This window comes from Rhodococcus sp. 21391 (assembly GCF_016772255.1).
GTDB lineage: Bacteria > Actinomycetota > Actinomycetes > Mycobacteriales > Mycobacteriaceae > Rhodococcus_F > Rhodococcus_F opacus.
The window spans coordinates 6202739-6219998 of record NZ_CP063781.1 but is presented as its reverse complement, the minus strand read 5'-3'; the positions used below and the strand labels follow the sequence as shown (position 1 = coordinate 6219998).

Genomic DNA, 17260 nt, shown 5'->3' with positions numbered 1-17260 from the left:
GGTCACACTGCCGCGGTCGACGTCGTCGGCACGAACCGGATGCCCGGGCCGGTGTCGTCCGTGTTGGTCGCGGTCGGTCCGGAGCCGGGGGCCGCTACCCGCACCTCGGGGATCCGCCGCGGCGACGGGCCGAGCGGTGGCGTGTCCCGCCACACCGGCTGTGCTTCCTGCAGTTCCAGGACGATGGAGATCAGCGACGCCTCGGACCACGGAACCCCGCCCAGTTGCACCCCGAACGGAATGCCGGTGGCCGCGGACCGGCCCACCGGGGTGCAGACGACCGGTGCTCCCGTGTAGTTGGCCCAGAAGTAGTTTTCCCGCGCACCGGCGAACACGCTCGAATCGGAGAGTGCGTCGCGCCGCACCCCGTCGGTGAGGGCGCCGGGACGCAGAATCGCATCCAGCCGGTGCTCGGCGAACATCCGGTTGTAGTCGTGCTGGAAGCGCAGGCGTGCGCGTTCGAGAGCGAAGTAGTCCGCGACAGGCAGGGCGAGGCTCGCCATCGCCGCGGTCGCGGCGAGCGCCGACTCCGGACCGTACGCCGGGAGCCGGTCCGCGAACTGCCGGTGATACGAGCCGAACTCGGCATAATCTCCGCTCAGCAGCCCCTTCGGGACGTCGGGCACGGTCACGTCGACGACCTCGCCGCCCAGCGCGCGGACGAGGTCGAGGAAGCCGGAGAACAGGGCCCCGATCGGGCCGGGTAGCTCGTCGGCGACACCGCGCGGCAACCCGAAGCGCGTACCGGACAGTGGGCGTGACCCACCCGCGGCGGCCAGCGGGTAACCCTCCGCGGGAACGTCCGGACCCACCGACGTGCTGGGATCGTCGACGTCGACGCCCGCCATGTGGCTCAGGAGCAGCGACGCGTCGGCGACACTGCGGCCCATCGGGCCGGTGTGATCGCGCGTCCAGGTCAGTGGAATCACCCCGCTGGTGCTGCACCGGCCGAACGTCGGTTTGATCGACGTGATCCCGCACGCGCTCGCAGGGATGCGCAACGACCCGCCGGTGTCGGTTCCCAGCGCACAGGGCGCGAACCGTGCGGTGAGGGCGGCGGCGCTCCCACCGGACGAGCCACCCGGCGAGTACTCGACGTCCCACGGGTTCCCCACCTGCGGGGTCGCCGTTCCGATGGCGAACTCGTGGGTGTGCGCGTGGCCCATAAGCACCATGCCCGCGTCGCGCAGCTGCCGCCACACCCCGGAATCGCGGGCGGCGATGTTGCCCTCGAGGACGCCGCTCGACGCCGTCACGGGCAGCCCGGCCACCGCGTACAGGTCCTTCAGTGCGATCGGCAATCCGCAGACCAGCGGCGCGGACCCTGCCGCCAGCCGATGCGCGGCCGACTCCGCGGCCTCGTACGCCTGCTCGAGATAGAGCCGGATCCACGCCCCGATGCCGCCGTCGTGCGCGGCGCTGCGTGCCAGGCACGCGTCGAGCAGTTCGCGCGGATGCAGCGCCCGGGACTGCAACAGCGACGCGGCCTCGACCGCACTGAGGAGAGCCGGATCGGACGCGGTGATCGCGGCGGGAGACGGCAGTCGGAGAGCCGGGTTCGCGGACGCTGCGGCACGCCCCAGCCCGGCAACGGTCACCGCACCCGCGGTCGCGGCGCCGAACAGTTGCCGACGGGACAGTCGGGTGGTCACAGCGTGTTCTCCTCCGCTCGGATCGGGTCGAGCGCCGCGTCACTACAGCACGAAAGGTCGGGCCGGGCAGGGTGGAGACCGGCCGATCGTGATCGCCTGGGTCACGATCCAGGATCGCTTCGGTCCTTCCTTCCGTTTTGCAACACGTTCTAAGGTGGACGTGCCGGGGTATGCCCCGTGCAGAGCGCCGTGTGCACGGTCGGCGTCGACGCAGATAAGGAAGGAACACTCCACAGTGACCACAGAGGCATTCATTTATGAAGCCATCCGCACCCCGCGTGGCCGCGGAAAGAAGACCGGTTCGCTGCACTCGGTCAAGCCGATCTCGCTGGTCACCGGCCTGATCGACGAGCTCCGCGCCCGCTTCCCCGACCTCGACGAGGATCGCATCTCGGACCTGATCCTCGGCGTCGTCACCCCGGTCGGCGACCAGGGCATGGACATCGCGCGCGTCGCGGTCAACGACGCCGGACTGCCCGACACCGTCGGTGGCGTCCAGCTGAACCGGTTCTGCGCATCCGGCCTCGAGGCCGTCAACACCGCCGCGCAGAAGGTGCGCTCCGGCTGGGACGAACTGGTCATCGCCGGTGGCGTCGAGTCGATGTCCCGCGTGCCGATGGGCTCCGACGGTGGACCGTGGGCGCTCGACCCGGCCACCAACTACGACAACTACTTCGTTCCCCAGGGTGTGGGCGCCGACCTGATCGCCACCATCGAGGGCTTCTCCCGCGAGGACGTCGACGCGTACGCCGTCCGCTCGCAGGACCTCGCCGCGAAGGCGTGGACGGGCGGTTACTTCGCCAAGTCCGTCGTCCCGGTCAAGGACATCAACGGCCTCACCGTCCTCGATCAGGACGAGCACATGCGTCCCGGCACCACACTCGAGAACCTCGCGGGCCTCAACCCGTCGTTCGCCGGCGTCGGCGAGATGGGCGGCTTCGATGCCGTGTCGCTGCAGAAGTACCACTGGGTCGAGAAGATCAACCACGTCCACCACGGCGGCAACAGCTCCGGCATCGTCGACGGCGCCGCACTGGTCCTCGTCGGATCCGAGCGGGCGGGCAAGGACATGAGCCTGACCCCGCGCGCCCGCGTCGTCGCGACGGCCACCAGCGGTGCCGACTCCACGATCATGCTTACCGGCCCGACCCCGGCCTCGAAGAAGGTGCTCGCCGCCGCCGGTCTGACCGTCGACGACATCGACCTGTTCGAGATCAACGAGGCATTCGCGTCCGTCGTGCTCAAGTTCCAAAAGGACCTGAACATCCCCGACGAGAAGCTCAACGTCAACGGCGGTGCCATCGCGATGGGTCACCCGCTCGGAGCCACCGGCGCCATGATCACCGGCACCATGATCGACGAGCTCGAACGCCGCAACGCCCGGTACGCCCTCATCACCTTGTGCATCGGCGGCGGTATGGGCGTCGCCACCATCATCGAGCGCGTCTGACCGCCCGGACCATCAGGAGACTTGAAGCAGTGAGCGAGCAGAACATCATCAACTGGGAGCAGGACGCCGACGGCATCGTCGTGCTCACCATCGACGATCCCAACCAGGGCGCGAACACCATGAACGACGCCTACATCTCCTCGATGAAGGCGACCGTCGACCGCCTCGTCGACGAGAAGGACTCCATCACCGGTGTCGTCATCACGTCCGGCAAGAAGACGTTCTTCGCCGGCGGCGACCTGAAGAACATGATCAAGGTCGGCCCGGAGAACGCCGACGAGATCTACAGCCACAGCGTCGCGATCAAGTCAGACCTGCGCCGACTCGAGACGCTCGGCAAGCCCGTCGTCGCCGCCATCAACGGTGCCGCGCTCGGTGGCGGACTCGAGATCGCCCTGGCCACGCATCACCGCGTCGCCGCGGACGTGAAGGGCGTCAAGATCGGCTTGCCCGAGGTCACCCTCGGCCTGCTGCCCGGTGGTGGCGGCGTCGTGCGCACCGTCCGCATGCTCGGCCTGCAGAACGCGCTCATGCAGGTGCTGCTCCAGGGGCAGCAGCGTGGACCGGTGCAGGCCAAGGAGGTCGGACTGATCGACGAGGTCGTGTCCTCGGTCGAGGAGCTGGTGCCCGCCGCGAAGGCGTGGATCAAGGCCAACCCCGAGGGCGGCGTCCAGCCGTGGGACAAGAAGGGCTACCGGATCCCCGGCGGCACCCCGTCCACCCCGGCGTTCGCAGCCAACCTGCCCGCGTTCCCCGCGAACCTGCGCAAGCAGCTCAAGGGTGCTCCCATGCCGGCACCGCGCGCCATCATGGCCGCCGCCGTCGAGGGTTCGCAGGTCGACATCGACAACGCGCTCCTCATCGAGGCCCGCTACTTCACGTCGCTGGTCACCGGCCAGGTCGCGAAGAACATGATCCAGGCGTTCTTCTTCGACCTGCAGGCCATCAACTCCGGCGCCTCCCGCCCCGAGGGCATCGAGAAGACCCCGATCACCAAGGTCGGTGTGCTCGGTGCCGGAATGATGGGCGCGGGCATCGCCTACGTGTCCGCGAAGGCCGGCTTCGACGTCGTCCTCAAGGACGTCACCATCGAGGCCGCCAACAAGGGCAAGGCGTACTCCGAGGGCATCGAGGCCAAGGCCCTCTCGCGTGGCAAGACCACCGAGGAGAAGTCGAAGACGCTGCTCGACCGCATCACGCCGACCGCCGACCCCGCCGACTTCGCCGGTGTCGACTTCGTCATCGAGGCCGTGTTCGAGTCGCAGGACCTGAAGCACAAGGTGTTCCAGGAGATCGAGGACATCGTCGAGCCGACGGCCCTGCTCGGCTCGAACACGTCGACCCTGCCGATCACCGGCCTGGCGACGGGTGTGAAGCGTCAAGAGGACTTCATCGGAATCCACTTCTTCTCCCCCGTCGACAAGATGCCGCTCGTCGAAATCATCCGCGGCGAGAAGACGTCCGACGAAGCCCTCGCGCGCGTCTTCGACTACGTGCAGGCCATCCGCAAGACGCCGATCGTCGTCAACGACTCGCGTGGCTTCTTCACCTCGCGCGTCATCGGCACGTTCATCAACGAGGCCATCGCCATGCTGGCGGAGGGCATCGAGCCCGCCACCATCGAGCAGGCAGGCATGCAGGCCGGCTACCCCGCGGCACCGCTGCAGCTGTCCGACGAGCTGAACCTCACGCTGATGCAGAAGATCCGCAAGGAAACCGCGGAAGCTGCGAAGGCCGAAGGCAAGGAACTGCCCGCCGATCCGGCAGGCGACGTCATCAACACGATGGTCGACAAGTTCGACCGCAAGGGCAAGCTCGGCGGCGCCGGCTTCTACGACTACGCCGACGGCAAGCGCACCGGCCTGTGGTCCGGTCTCCGGGAGAACTTCGGTTCCAAGGAACTCGAGGTGCCGTTCCAGGATCTCATCGAGCGCATGCTGTTCATCGAGGCCATCGAGACGCAGAAGTGCTTCGACGAAGGCGTGCTCCTCACCACCGCCGACGCCAACATCGGCTCCATCATGGGTATCGGCTTCCCCGCCTGGACCGGCGGTGTGTCGCAGTACATTCAGGGCTACGAAGGCGGCCAGGCCGGCTTCGTCAAGCGCGCTGAAGAACTCGCCGCCAAGTACGGCGAGCGCTTCACCCCGCCGGCGTCGCTGAAGTAGCAGGGCGGCTCCGCCGCCCGTGCGCCTTTTTGGTAGCTGTAACAACCAAAAAGGCGCACGGGTCGGGTTATCCACAACTTCGCGGTTATCCACAGGTAGCGTGGATAACCGCGTTTTTGTCGGCATCGGAGTCGGACGCGCATCGCACGATGCGCCGTATGACCGACATCGATCTCCACGACTTTCAGCGCCTGGTCGACACCCAGTTCGGGATCGTCACACAGTCCCAACTCGAGCCGTTCGGCTTCTCCCGGGGGAGGGTTCGTCATCTCCTGGACTCGGGGCAGTGGCGCCGTGTCCTCCAAGGCGTCTATGCCGTCACCAACGGCCCGTTGACCCGGGACATGATCCTGTCCGCCGCACTCCTCTACGGCGGCGGCCATTCGATGCTCAGCCACATCACCGCCGCCGAGGAATGGGGGATGGTCCCTCGCCGCGACGGCGAACCGATCCACATCACGGTGCCGTACGGGAAATCGTCGCGGTGCCAGAGCGAGACGGGCATGCGTCCGTCGCGTAAGCCGGGCAATCCGATCGCACTGTCCTCACCGCTGCATCCCGGTGTCGTGGTGCACCGGTCGAGGGCGCACGATTACATAGCCGTCGACACGGATCCGCCTCGGACGACGCGAGCGGACACTGCGCTCGACCTCGCGATCGCCGAGCCCACGGCACGGGACGCCTACACCCGGCTCATCGCGCTCGTGACCAATGCCCGGATCCCACTGCGCGACATCCGGCGACGCATGGAGGAGCGACGACCACGTCGGTACCGCAAGACGCTCGTGGATGCGGTGCTCGAATACCGCTGCGCCACCGACGTCGAGGACGCGCACGGGCTCCCACGGGCGCGGCGGCAATCACCCGTGGTCGTGGACGGGCGCACCCTTTTCGAGGACTGCGACTACTCCGACAATGGTGTGCCGCTCATCGTGCGCCTCGACGGTCGCCGCGCGCACGCCATGGCGGAGGTCGCGTTCCGGGACCGTCGACGCGACAACGCCGCGGAACTGCAGGGGCGCCCACGACTCGTCTACGGATTCGACGAGGTGACGAAGAATCCGTGTGAAGTGGCCCGTGAAGTGGAGACCGTGCTCGTGCGGGAGGGGTGGATCAGGCCCGGCGAGAGGCCCTGCCCGGCCTGCGCGCCCTTCTGGTTGCTCTAGCTACCAAAAAGGCGCACGGGCGGCGGAGCCGCCTACTTCCACCACGGACGCAGCGGCACATGCGCCTCGCCCTTGGGGCCGAGCTTGACGGCGAGGACCTGGTGCAGCTGAACGACGTTGCGTTCGAAGCCCAGTCGCGACCCGGCCATGTAGAGACCCCACACACGTGCGGTGCCTTCGCCGACCTCGGCGACGCAGGCGTCCCAGTTGTCGACGAGGTTCTGGCACCAGCCGGCGAGGGTGAGTGCGTAGTGCTCGCGCAGATTCTCCTCGTGCCGCACCTCGAGTCCGACGTTCTGGATCTCGGAGATGATGCGTCCGGAGCCGGTGAGTTCGCCGTCGGGGAAGACGTACCGGTCGATGAAGCCGCCCGCGCGTGCCTGACTCTGGTTGTCGGGCCGGGTGATGCAGTGGTTCAGCAGCCGACCGCCCTCGCGGAGCTTGCTCTGCAGCAGGCCGAAATAGGCGGGGTAGTTGCCGACGCCGATGTGCTCGGTCAGGCCGATCGAGGAGATGGCGTCGAATCCGGTCTCGGGGACGTCGCGGTAGTCGGAGAACCGGACCTCGGCGAGGTCGGACAGTCCTTCTTCGGCGATGGCCTTCTGTGCCCATTCGGCCTGTTCGCGGGACAGGGTGGCGCCGATGACCTTGACGCCGCGGCGGGCGGCGTACCGGACCATCGATCCCCAGCCGCAGCCGATGTCGAGCAGTCGGTCGCCGGGCTGGAGGCCGAGCTTCTCGAAGACGAGGCGGTACTTGTTGTCCTGTGCCTCTTCGAGGGTCTGCTCGGCGTTCTCGTAGCAGGCGCACGTGTACGTCATGGACGGGCCGAGGACATACTCGTAGAAGGTGTTCGAGACGTCGTAGTGGTGGTGGATGACTTCGGCGTCGCGGGACTTGGAGTGCCGCAACCCTTCCGCGACTCGACGCCACCGCGGGAGATGCTCCTGCGGGGGAGGGGCGATGGGGCGCAGCAGATCCCAGCCGAGCGAGCGCGTGATGGCGGCGAGCGTGAGCGCGGACGGACGGCGGAAGTGCAGTTCGTCGCCCATCACGCGGAGGATTTCGTACGGGTCGCCGGGGTGGACGCCGCGGGCCTCGAGGTCGCCGGACACGTAGGCCCGGGCCATGCCGAGGTCGCCGGGGGCGGTCGCCAGGTAGGTGGTGCCCCGGGTCGTCTTGAGGTGGAGACCGTAGGGGGCGTCCTTCGGGCCGGCGGCGCTGCCGTCGTAGGCGGAGAACCGCAGGGGGAGCATGCCGTCGGACAGAGTTTCGAGAATCTCTGCGATGGTCAGCTTGTGGTCTTGGGAGCGTGAAGCTTTCAGAGTTGTCATCGACGTTGCACCGCCTTGGAGAAAAGGTCCAGTAATCGTGATTTTGGGTCGTAGCGTTTTTTCAGTTCCGTGTATCGATCGCCGCCGTAGTAGAGGCGTTCGAAATCTTCGCGTGAATAGTACGAATCGGAGTAGAGGGACTTGTGTCCGTCGAAGTCACTGACCTTGTCTTCGATCAGCCGATTCGCGGCCCCCTCGGGTCGGCCCGGAACGATGGGCACCGATGACCAGAATCCGATGTTCACGTACGTGCGTTTCGGTTCGAGGGGGTACAGGGGCCAGGGGCGTTGCGAGGACGCGCCGGCGGGGGCAGGTTCCCGCAACCGCAACGGGCAGAGCCACAGCGGTTCGATCGGGATTTCGTCGAGGAACCAGCGGACGAAGTCCGCGGTGCGCTCGATGGGCACTTCGACGTCCTGCACGACGCGTTCGCGTGGCGGGTTGCCCTTGCGCTTCTCGAGTCGGTCGCCGATGTCGTACTTGTGGTCGAGGGCGATGAGCTTCCAGTAGAAGCTGCTGCGGAGGAGGTTCTTCGGCCACAGCCGGCGGATGGTGGGGTTCTGGGCGCCGAAGGCGCGCGAGCACCAGAACCAGTCGGTGTCCCAGCGCCACAGGTAGTCTCGGATGGTCAGTTTGTCCGTTTTGGGGTGGTTCACGGAACTGTGCTGGATGGACCGGTAGAAGATGTTCTGCCCGGTGTAGTCGCTGACGGGGCCGCCCTCGTCGGTCTGATGGCCCAGCGTCAGGTAACTCTCGGACGCGGTGAACACGACGCCGTCCAGATAGTCGACGGGGATGCCGTCGTGGACGCGCTCGGTGACGATGCGATCCATCGCCGACTGCAGCTCGTCCAGGGAATCGAAACGCAGATGCCGCAGTGCCACATACCGTTTGACGGGCTCGAGCTGAATGCGCAGTCGTGTGGAATAGCCGAGGGTTCCGTAGGAGTTGGGGAACCCCCAGAACAGGTCGGAGTTCTCGCCTTCCGGTCTCGCGGTGACGATGTCGCCGCTGCCGGTCAGCACGTCGATCTCGAGGACCGATTCGTGGGGGAGCCCGTTGCGGAACGACGTCGACTCGATGCCGAGGCCGGTGACCGCGCCGCCGAGCGTGATGGTCTTGAGCTGCGGAACCACCAGCGGCGCCAGCCCGTACGGCAGGGTGGCGTCCACCAGGTCTTCGTACGTGCACATTCCGGCGACATCCGCGGTTCGGGCCTGCTCGTCGACCGAGATGACTCCGCCGAGGCCGGAGACGTCGAGGCCGGGTGCGCTGGTCTGGGCCCGCGCCCGGAACAGGTTGGACGTCTTCTTCGCGAGTCGCACGGTGGCGTCCGTGGGAATCGCGCGGTAGGACGCGAGAAGTCGTTCGACGCCGGCGCGGTGAGCGTCAATCCCGGTGACGGGCAGAGTGCGATGCGCACGGAAGGGGCGTCCACCCTCCCGCATGCTTTTCAGTAGTTCAACCGAAGAGGCAGCCACACCCTGACGCTATCCCTCTCCGCGGGTTCAGGCCACGCATATCGGCGCGGTCGACCGAAGATTCACACAAATGTCTCATCAATGTGCGGGTCGTGACCACGTCGAAGTGAGCTACCTCACAATAGATTGCCACGTCATCGCCCGGACTCGCGGACGGAAGGCAGGATGAGAGGAGGAAGCAGTTTCGTACAAATCGTACAAGAGGAGTCAGAACAGTGGGCCAGGTCAGCGCGAGCAGTTCGATTACCGTCGCAGCCACACCGGAGAAGGCGCTCGCGGCCTTGACGGACTACGAGACGGTGCGTCCGCGCATCCTCTCGGAGCAGTACCTGGACTACCGCGTCCTCGAGGGCGGGCAGGGCGGCGGCACCGTCGCGCAGTGGACGTTGAAGGCCACCGAGAAGCGGTCCCGCGACATCAAGGCCACGGTCACCGTGGCGGGCAACACGATCACCGAGACGGACGCGAACTCGTCGCTCGTCACCACCTGGGTCGTCGCCCCGAGCGGCAGCGGTTCGACGGTCACCACGACCACCGAGTGGAAGGGTGCGGGCGGCATCGGGGGCTTCTTCGAGAAGACGTTCGCCCCGCTGGGTCTGAAGAAGATCCAGGGGCAGGTGCTGGCGAACCTCGAGCGCGAACTCGCCTGACGCGACGCCGGTTCGCTCCGGTGCCGTCGTGGTGAGTCCCACGACGGCGTCGGCGCCGGACCGCGCCGACGGTCACGGTCTACGCTGGCAGGGGAAACAGCAGAAAGGACCACGTCAGTGCAACCAGGTGGACAACCCGACATGTCGCAGCTCCTCGCGCAGGCACAGCAGATGCAGCAGCAGCTGATGGCCGCTCAGCAGGAGATGGCCGAGGCCGAGGTCACCGGGCAGGCCGGTGGCGGACTCGTGACCGCGACGGTCAAGGGGACAGGTGAAGTGGTCGGTCTGAAGATCGATCCGAAGGTCGTCGATCCCGACGATGTGGAGACTCTGCAGGACCTCGTGATCGGTGCGATCGAGGACGCGTCGAACAAGGCGCAGGAGATCGCGGCGCAGAAACTCGGTCCGCTCGCGGGTGGATTCGGTGGGGGAGGCCTGCCCGGTCTCCCCGGTTTCTAGAGGCGCGGCGTGTACGAAGGTCCGGTTCAGGATCTGATCGACGAGCTCGGCAAGCTGCCTGGCGTCGGGCCGAAGAGCGCACAGCGCATCGCGTTCCACCTGCTCAGCGTCGAGCCGCCGGAGATCGACCGGCTCAAGAATGCGCTGCAGCGGGTGCGCGACGGCGTCCAGTTCTGTGTGGTGTGCGGCACGGTCTCCGACAAGGAGCATTGCCGCATCTGCGCCGATCCGCGCCGTGACCGCACGGTGATCTGTGTGGTCGAGGAGCCGAAGGACGTCCAGGCCGTCGAGCGCACGCGCGAGTTCAAGGGTCGCTATCACGTTCTGGGCGGCGCGCTGGATCCGCTGTCCGGGGTGGGTCCCGATCAGCTCCGTATCCGGGAGTTGCTCGCGCGCATCGGCAATCAGGAGGACGGCGTCGACGTCTCCGAGGTGATCATCGCGACCGACCCCAACACCGAGGGGGAGGCCACTGCGACGTATCTGGTGCGGATGCTGCGGGACTTCCCCGGGCTGACGGTCAGCAGGCTCGCGTCGGGTCTGCCGATGGGCGGCGACCTCGAGTTCGCCGACGAGCTCACGCTGGGCAGGGCGTTGTCGGGGAGACGCACGCTGTGACGTCGGATCCGGGCACTGCCGCGCCGGTGAAGCGGACGGCCGAGCAGTCGCGGTCGCTGATCGTCGACGCGGCGGGGCGGGCGTTCGCGACACGTCCGTATCGGGAGATCACGCTCAAGGACATCGCCGAGGACGCCGGGGTCAGCGCACCGCTGATCATCAAGTACTTCGGGTCGAAGGAGCAGCTGTTCGACGCGCTCGTCGATTTCCGCGCCGCCGCGGAGATCGTGTTCAGCGGTCCGCTGGACGGTCTCGGTGAGCGGATGGTGTCGATGTTCGCGCGGCCGCTCGAACCGTACAAGCCCCTGTCGTTGAACATTCTGTTCATGAGCGGGCCGAGCGAGGAGAGCAGCCGCAAGCTCCGCGCCAACTATTCGGCGCAGATGATCGACGCGCTGGCCGAACGACTACCCGGGCCGAATGCCCGGCTGCGCGCCGAACTGGTGATGTCGATGCTGACGGGTCTCGCCGTCATGCGTCGCAAGATGATGCAGGAGCACGCGACAGGCACCCCGGAAGAGGTGGTGGCGCACTATGCCCCGCTGGTGCAGGAGTTGCTCGACGGCTGAGGGCGGATTGTCCGGCTTGCGGGGTAAATGGTTGTTCACCTAATCTGGTGAACAACCATTTACCAGTTGTGCAAGGGGTGACGCTTGACGATCTCGTTGCCGCGCCCACTGTCGGCGCTCGCGGATCAGCCGGTCGCTCCGCCGGACTCTGCCGGCGGATCGCGTTACCTCTTCCCGATTCTCGCGTTCGCGGGCGTGTTCCAGGCCGTCCTGCAAACGGTCATGGTTCCCCTCCTGCCCAGCATGCCGACGTTCACCGGCGCGAGTCAGACGTCGGTGTCCTGGCTGATCACCACCACCCTCCTGGTCGGCGCGGTCGTCACCCCGATCTTCGGCAGGCTCGCCGACATGTTCGGCAAGAAGCGGATGCTTCTCGTCGCCTTCGTCTTCATGACGCTCGGCGCGTTGATCTGCGCCGTGACGTCCGACATCGCGTTCCTGATTTTCGCGCGAGGATTGCAGGGGGCAGGCGCCGCCGTCATCCCGGTCGGAATCTCGATCCTCCGCGACGAATTGCCGCGGGAGAAGGTCAACGGCGCGATCGCCATGATGAGCTCGACCCTCGGGATCGGCACGGCGCTCGGACTGCCGTTCGCGGCGTCCGTCGCCGAGTACTCCAACTGGCACGTCCTCTTCTGGGTCATCGCGGGAATCGGGCTCGCGGTCACCATGGCCGCGGTGCTGTTCATTCGCGAGTCCGAGGCGCGGTCGGGTGGGCGGTTCGACGGTGTCGGTGCCGTCGGTCTGACCGCCGCCCTCGTCTGCCTGCTCGTCCCGATCACCCAGGGCAGCTCGTGGGGCTGGGGAAGTCCCGCGGTGCTGGGCATGTTCGCGTCCGCGGTGTTCCTGTTCGCGTTGTGGGGACATCAGCAGCTGCGCAACCGGAACCCGCTCGTGGACCTGCGGGTGTCGGCGCGACGGTCGGTGCTGCTGCCGCACGTGACGGCGCTTCTCGTCGGGTTCGCGTTCTACGGAAACGCTCTCATCACCACACAGCTGCTGCAGGCGCCCCGCGGAGACGCCGGCTACGGCCTGACGATCCTCCAGGCCGCGGTGTGCCAGCTGCCGACGAGTCTGTCGATGATCGTCTTCGCGCAGGTCGGCGCCCGGGTGTCCGAGCGCTACGGGTCGAAGGTGACGATCCTGTCGGGCGCGATCTGTCTCGTCCTCGGCTACGCGCTGCACACCGTGCCGCACAAGGAGTTGTGGATGGTGATCGCGGCGCTCGGTGTCGCGGCCGTCGGCACCGCGCTGGTGTACAGCACGCTGCCGATGCTGATCGTCCGGGCTGTGCCGTCCACGCAGATGGCCGCGGCCAACGGCGTCAACGTCCTGCTGCGGACGATGGGTACCACCATGTGCAGCGCGGTGGTCGCGACGGTTTTGGCGGCGAGCATGGTGGGCGGTGTCGCCTCGGCCGCCGGTTTCTCGATCGCCTACGGGGTGTGCGCGGTGCTGGCGGTACTGGTGTTCGCGGTGTCCCTGGCCCTGCCGGGGCACGATCGGATGAAGAAAAGTCCGATAGAGCCTCTTGTGACGTAGGTCACTCACGTGTATCGTCAGTGATGCGGATCGAGGAAATGTACCTGTGAGCAGAGAAAACTCGAGAAGCAGAGATCCGGCCGAGAATGCAGAAGCATTCCCGGCCGAACCCCTGTCTGGGGTCTTTACTCCTCCATCGATTCCGCGATCTGCTTGATGGTGGCCAGCCGGCGATCCCACTCGGCGCCGATTCGTTCCAGCGTCCGCGCCGTCCTGTTGAGCTCGGCGCCCAGCGCGCGGTAGCGGATCTCGCGGCCCACCTTCACCGACTCCACCAGTCCGCAGGCCTGCAGCGCATTCAGATGCTTCGCGATGGCCTGCCTCGACACCGGAAGCCGGGTGGCGAGCGACGACGCCGACTGGTCGGCCCGCCCGAGTTCGGTGAGGATCTCCCAGCGGGTCTCGTCGGACAGCGCCGCGAACACCGAGGCCAATTCGGCGTACGTGCCCCCTGTCATGCCTTCACGCCGTGCAGGTACGCGACCAGTTCGTCGAGTTCGGCGTGCCAGCCCTGGACGTTGCCCTCGCGGGCCCGCTTCTGGTCGGCGACGTCGCGGTCGAGGGTGTCGAACCCGGTCTCGACGACGGTCAGTTCGGTGCCTGCCGCGTGCTCGGACAGCGTGAACCGCACCAGCGTGGAGTTGCCGATCACCGGGTCTGCTTCCATGTCGGCTGCCCAGCGGAAGCCGAACGCGTTCGGTTCGTCGAGCTCCGTGACGACGGCGCGGGCGGTGCCGTGCTCGTCCCAGGTGAAGGCGGCCTTGCCGCCGACGCTGAGGTCGAGCGACGTGCGCTGCCCGAACCACTGGCTGATCTTGTCGGGATCCGTGATCGCCGCCCACACCGCCGATCTCGGGGCGTTCACGACAACGGTCCGGGTGATGCTGCTCGATGCGTCCATGGTGGGCCACCTTTTCGACGACGGTTGATGTGCAACTCCATGGTTGCACTCTTTCCGCCGTTCTGCAACCCTTCGGTTGCGCTCGGCAGGCGAGTGCCGATGTGTACCCCGATGCGCATTGGCGCTCACAGGGTTTATCCACAGGCTGTGGAAAAAATGGTGGGAAGGGGCGGTTCCTGTCGGGGCGGGCCGACACCGTTCCGGGCATGGAACACGACTCATGGCAGTCCATTCTCGACGCCCAGGACGGCGTCGTCACCACGGCACAGCTCCGGGCGCACGGCGTCAGTGCCACCGCACTCCGGCATCGTGTGGTGTCCGGCCAGTGGCTGCGGGTGCTGCCGCGCGTCATCGCGGTCAACAACGGTCCGCTCACCCGTCCGATGGCCCTATCCGCCGCACTCCTGTACGGCGGCCGGGCGATCCTGAGTCACCGGACCGCGGCCGAGGAATGGGGACTGCTCCGCGTCGACGACCCGTCGGCACCGGTCCACATCACTGTCCCCTACAACTGCTCGGCGGTGAATCAGGGGCCGACGGTCCGCTCACCCGGCAGTCGGCGCCCGACCTCGGTCGGCAACGCACTCGTTCATGGTGGCGTCGTGGTCCATCGGTCTCGCGCGTTCGAGCACATCTCGGTCCCGTTCCGTCGGCCACGGACATCGTTGGCCGACACGGTGATCGACCTCGCGGTGTCCGAGGCCACCCCGCGGGAGGCGGCCCTCCGGTTCATCGAGGCCGCCACAAGTGGCAAGGTCCACGTCGAGGTGCTCCGGCGAAAACTCGAGGTCCGGCGTCCACACCGGTATGCGACCGACATCGCCGACGCCGTGATGCTGCTCGGCGACGGCGTTCAATCGGCCCTCGAACACCGCTACGCACTCGACGTCGAACGGGCGCACGGGCTGCCGAGCGGGAAACGTCAGATGCCGCACGTCGTGGACGGCCGGATTCTGTACGAGGACGTCGATTACAGCCCCATGGGTGTGCCGCTGATCGTCCGGCTCGACGGGCAGAAGTATCACAGCGCGCAACAGTCCCGTTTCCGTGACCGTCGGCGCGACAACGCGGCGGAGCTGGCCGACCGTCCACGGCTGGTCTACGGGTGGGATGAGACGACCCGCGACCCCTGCGGGGTATTCGAGGAAGTGCGCCGGGTGTTGGTCCGCGAAGGATGGGCCGATATGTCGCGCCGCTGTCCAGCCTGCCCACGTGAGTGAGAAAGAGTGCCCCGCCACTCCTTCTCACTCACCTGCGGAGGTGAGTGCGAAAGAGTGCGGGACGACGCTTTGCCACTCACGTGCTCAGACGCGCAGGCGCTCCCGGCGCAACTGCTCGACCTCGGGCAGGTCGAGGGGCGCGAGTTCGTCGACGCCCAGCGCCCGCTTCAGGAGCAGGTCGGCGAGTTCGGGGTTGCGGGCGAGCGCGGGTCCGTGCATGTACGTGCCGATCACGGAACCCTGGACGACGCCTTCGAGCCCGTCCCCGACGCCGTTGCCGACGCCGTGCGTGACCCGGGCCAGGCCGCGGGCGTCGGAGCCGAGTGTGGTTCCGCCGCGGTGGTTTTCGAACCCAGTGAGCGGCTGCGTCAGCCCGTCCATCCGTGGTGCCGTGATCACTTCACCGATGGAACGCGTCGCCTGCGGGGACGTGGTGACGTCGAGCATCGAGACGCCGTCGACGCGTTCGCCGCTCGACGTCTCGTACCAGTTGCCGAGCACCTGGATCGCGGCACAGATCGCCAGGACGGGGGCGCCGCGTTCGGCGGCCTTCTGCAGTCCGGGGTACTTGGCGAGGTGCCGGGTGGCGAGGCGCTGGGCCGAGTCCTCGGCCCCACCGAGCGTGTAGACGTCGAGGGACTCCGGGACCGGATCGTTCAGCGTGATCTCGACGATCTCCGCGTCGTATCCGCGCATGCGCAGTCGCTGCCGGAGGATCAGGGCGTTGCCGCCGTCGCCGTAGGTGCCCATCACGTCGGGCAGCACCAGGCCGATGCGTACGGTCGAGTCAGGCATTGCGCGCCTCCTTCGCGATAGCGGTGTTCAGGTCGCGGAAGGCGGTGTAGTTGGCGAGCACCTCGACGCGTCCGGGCGGGCAGGACGCGATGGCCCGCAACGGGTTCGGGTCGAGCGTGTGCTCGACGCCGGCGTACGTGAGGCGGACGGCCAGGTCGGTGCCGCGTTCGCCGGCGGCCACCACCTTGACGCCCTCGAAGTGCTCGAACCGCACGTCCCACAGCCAGGACAGGTCTTCGCCGTCGGGAACCTGCCCGTTGACGGCGATCACGAGTCCGTCGACGGTGGGGTCGATCATCGACAGCGCTTCCTGCCAGCCGGCGGGGTTCTTGGCGAGCAGCATGTGCACGGAGTGCGACCCGACCTCGACGGTGCTGTAGCGGCCCGCGACCTCCTGGACGGTGGCCGCCGCGGCGACGGCGTCCTCCGCCTTCGCGCCCATCGCAACGGCCGCAGCGACGGCCTGTGCGGCGTTGCCGCGGTTGGCGCGTCCGGGTAGGGCGAGGGTCATCGGGATCTTCAGGCCGTCGGGCCCGTACAGGTTTTCGTCGTCCAACCACCAGTCGGGGGTCGGGCGCGCGAAGTCGGAACCCGTGCTGCGCCAGTGCGAGCCCTCCCACACGATGGGTTCGCCGGTGCGCGGACAGCTGGCGGCGTCGCTGGCCCATCCGCCCCCGGCAGCGACCCAGACGACGTTCTTCGCGTCGTAGGCCACCGAGGTGACGAGGACGTCGTCGCAGTTGGCGATCACGACGGCCTCCGGGTGCGCGGCGACGCAGGCGCGGAGTTTGCGTTCGATCATGTTGATCTCGCCGACCCGGTCGAGCTGGTCGCGGCTGAGGTTGAGCAGAACCAGGGCCTCGGGGTTGACGGCGTCGCTGACGTGTGGGACGTGGAGCTCGTCGACCTCGAGGGCGGCGAGGGGCGCGTGGACGCGGGTGCTGAGCGCCGCGACGATGCCGGCGTCCATATTGGCGCCGTCGGCCTGCGTCGCGACCTCACCGAGGGTGGAGAGCGCCGCCGCCGTCATCCGGGTGGTGGTGGACTTGCCGTTGGTGCCGGTGATCACCGCGGTGCGCCGGCCGGCGCCGAGCTGCTCCATCAGGGTTGGGTCGATCTTCAGGGCGATCAGTCCGCCGATCATCGAGCCCTTGCCCCGGCCCGCCTTCTGCGACGCCCAGGAGGCCGCCGCCGCTGCGCGCAGGGCGAGCTTGCCGCGCGTCGTGATCCCAGTTCCAGTACTCACTCCGCGAGT

At 67.5% G+C, this 17260-nt stretch carries 16 protein-coding genes; 9 read left to right on the top strand and 7 right to left on the bottom strand.

From position 1 onward, the window contains the following. Positions 1-2: 2 nt before the first annotated feature. Positions 3-1652, bottom strand: a complete 1650-nt coding sequence (locus GO592_RS28655) for an amidase (protein WP_007298423.1) — start codon at positions 1650-1652, stop codon at positions 3-5. A gap of 235 nt (positions 1653-1887) precedes the next feature. Here GO592_RS28655 and GO592_RS28650 point away from each other — a divergent pair, with 235 nt between their 5' ends. From GO592_RS28650 to GO592_RS28640, 3 genes are all read left to right on the top strand, one after another. After that, positions 1888-3102, top strand: coding sequence for an acetyl-CoA C-acetyltransferase (locus GO592_RS28650; protein WP_007298424.1), 1215 nt, complete (start codon positions 1888-1890; stop codon positions 3100-3102). A 29-nt stretch (positions 3103-3131) separates the two neighbouring features. Then, positions 3132-5270, top strand: coding sequence for a 3-hydroxyacyl-CoA dehydrogenase NAD-binding domain-containing protein (locus GO592_RS28645; protein ID WP_007298425.1), 2139 nt, complete (start codon positions 3132-3134; stop codon positions 5268-5270). A gap of 158 nt (positions 5271-5428) precedes the next feature. Further along, positions 5429-6436: a type IV toxin-antitoxin system AbiEi family antitoxin domain-containing protein gene (locus GO592_RS28640; RefSeq protein WP_007298426.1), complete on the top strand. Its 1008-nt coding sequence runs from the start codon at positions 5429-5431 to the stop codon at positions 6434-6436. Positions 6437-6468: 32 nt separating this feature from the next. On the opposite strand, the gene GO592_RS28635 is transcribed toward GO592_RS28640, so the two are convergent. Further along, complete coding sequence (locus tag GO592_RS28635) at positions 6469-7770, bottom strand: class I SAM-dependent methyltransferase (RefSeq protein ID WP_007298427.1); 1302 nt, start codon at positions 7768-7770, stop codon at positions 6469-6471. Further along, entirely contained in the window at positions 7767-9218 is a 1452-nt protein-coding gene (locus GO592_RS28630; RefSeq protein ID WP_007298428.1) for an FAD-binding oxidoreductase, read from the bottom strand. Before GO592_RS28630 ends, GO592_RS28635 begins: the two co-directional genes overlap by 4 nt. A 248-nt stretch (positions 9219-9466) precedes the next feature. Between GO592_RS28630 and GO592_RS28625 the strand changes: the two genes are divergently transcribed. From GO592_RS28625 to GO592_RS28605, 5 genes are all read left to right on the top strand, one after another. Beyond that, complete coding sequence (locus tag GO592_RS28625) at positions 9467-9901, top strand: SRPBCC family protein (protein ID WP_005248646.1); 435 nt, start codon at positions 9467-9469, stop codon at positions 9899-9901. Between the two features lie 117 nt (positions 9902-10018). Then, positions 10019-10360, top strand: coding sequence for a YbaB/EbfC family nucleoid-associated protein (locus GO592_RS28620; RefSeq protein WP_005248645.1), 342 nt, complete (start codon positions 10019-10021; stop codon positions 10358-10360). A gap of 9 nt (positions 10361-10369) precedes the next feature. Continuing rightward, positions 10370-10978: a recombination mediator RecR gene (gene recR / locus GO592_RS28615; RefSeq protein ID WP_005248644.1), complete on the top strand. Its 609-nt coding sequence runs from the start codon at positions 10370-10372 to the stop codon at positions 10976-10978. Continuing rightward, the gene (locus GO592_RS28610) at positions 10975-11547 is read left to right on the top strand and encodes a TetR/AcrR family transcriptional regulator (RefSeq protein WP_005253374.1); all 573 of its coding nucleotides are present in this window, start codon (positions 10975-10977) and stop codon (positions 11545-11547) included. Before recR ends, GO592_RS28610 begins: the two co-directional genes overlap by 4 nt. Before the next feature lie 84 nt (positions 11548-11631). Further along, the gene (locus tag GO592_RS28605; RefSeq protein WP_007298429.1) at positions 11632-13089 is read left to right on the top strand and encodes an MFS transporter; all 1458 of its coding nucleotides are present in this window, start codon (positions 11632-11634) and stop codon (positions 13087-13089) included. A 125-nt stretch (positions 13090-13214) separates the two neighbouring features. On the opposite strand, the gene GO592_RS28600 is transcribed toward GO592_RS28605, so the two are convergent. Further along, complete coding sequence (locus GO592_RS28600) at positions 13215-13547, bottom strand: ArsR/SmtB family transcription factor (RefSeq protein ID WP_007298430.1); 333 nt, start codon at positions 13545-13547, stop codon at positions 13215-13217. After that, positions 13544-13990 carry an SRPBCC family protein gene (locus tag GO592_RS28595; protein ID WP_007298431.1) on the bottom strand — a complete coding sequence of 149 codons (447 nt, stop codon included), beginning with the start codon at positions 13988-13990 and terminating at the stop codon, positions 13544-13546. The genes GO592_RS28600 and GO592_RS28595 overlap by 4 nt, the downstream gene beginning before the upstream one ends. Before the next feature lie 206 nt (positions 13991-14196). Between GO592_RS28595 and GO592_RS28590 the strand changes: the two genes are divergently transcribed. Further along, positions 14197-15210 carry a type IV toxin-antitoxin system AbiEi family antitoxin domain-containing protein gene (locus tag GO592_RS28590; RefSeq protein ID WP_007298432.1) on the top strand — a complete coding sequence of 338 codons (1014 nt, stop codon included), beginning with the start codon at positions 14197-14199 and terminating at the stop codon, positions 15208-15210. An 84-nt stretch (positions 15211-15294) separates the two neighbouring features. Here the strand turns inward: GO592_RS28590 and GO592_RS28585 are convergent, their stop codons facing one another. Both GO592_RS28585 and GO592_RS28580 read right to left on the bottom strand, forming a co-directional pair. Then, entirely contained in the window at positions 15295-16005 is a 711-nt protein-coding gene (locus GO592_RS28585; protein ID WP_005562801.1) for a type 1 glutamine amidotransferase, read from the bottom strand. Beyond that, on the bottom strand, positions 15998-17251 hold the full coding sequence (locus GO592_RS28580) for a Mur ligase family protein (RefSeq protein ID WP_005253380.1): 1254 nt from the start codon (positions 17249-17251) through the stop codon (positions 15998-16000). The genes GO592_RS28585 and GO592_RS28580 overlap by 8 nt, the downstream gene beginning before the upstream one ends. Positions 17252-17260: the final 9 nt, after the last annotated feature.

Coding starts and splice junctions, on each gene's coding strand:
- GO592_RS28630 (WP_007298428.1), bottom strand. CDS start 9,218: ATGCGGGAGGGTGGACGCCCCTTCCGTGCGCATCGCACTCTGCCCGTC.
- GO592_RS28585 (WP_005562801.1), bottom strand. CDS start 16,005: ATGCCTGACTCGACCGTACGCATCGGCCTGGTGCTGCCCGACGTGATG.
- GO592_RS28595 (WP_007298431.1), bottom strand. CDS start 13,990: ATGGACGCATCGAGCAGCATCACCCGGACCGTTGTCGTGAACGCCCCG.
- GO592_RS28635 (WP_007298427.1), bottom strand. CDS start 7,770: ATGACAACTCTGAAAGCTTCACGCTCCCAAGACCACAAGCTGACCATC.
- GO592_RS28640 (WP_007298426.1), top strand. CDS start 5,429: ATGACCGACATCGATCTCCACGACTTTCAGCGCCTGGTCGACACCCAG.
- GO592_RS28590 (WP_007298432.1), top strand. CDS start 14,197: ATGGAACACGACTCATGGCAGTCCATTCTCGACGCCCAGGACGGCGTC.
- GO592_RS28600 (WP_007298430.1), bottom strand. CDS start 13,547: ATGACAGGGGGCACGTACGCCGAATTGGCCTCGGTGTTCGCGGCGCTG.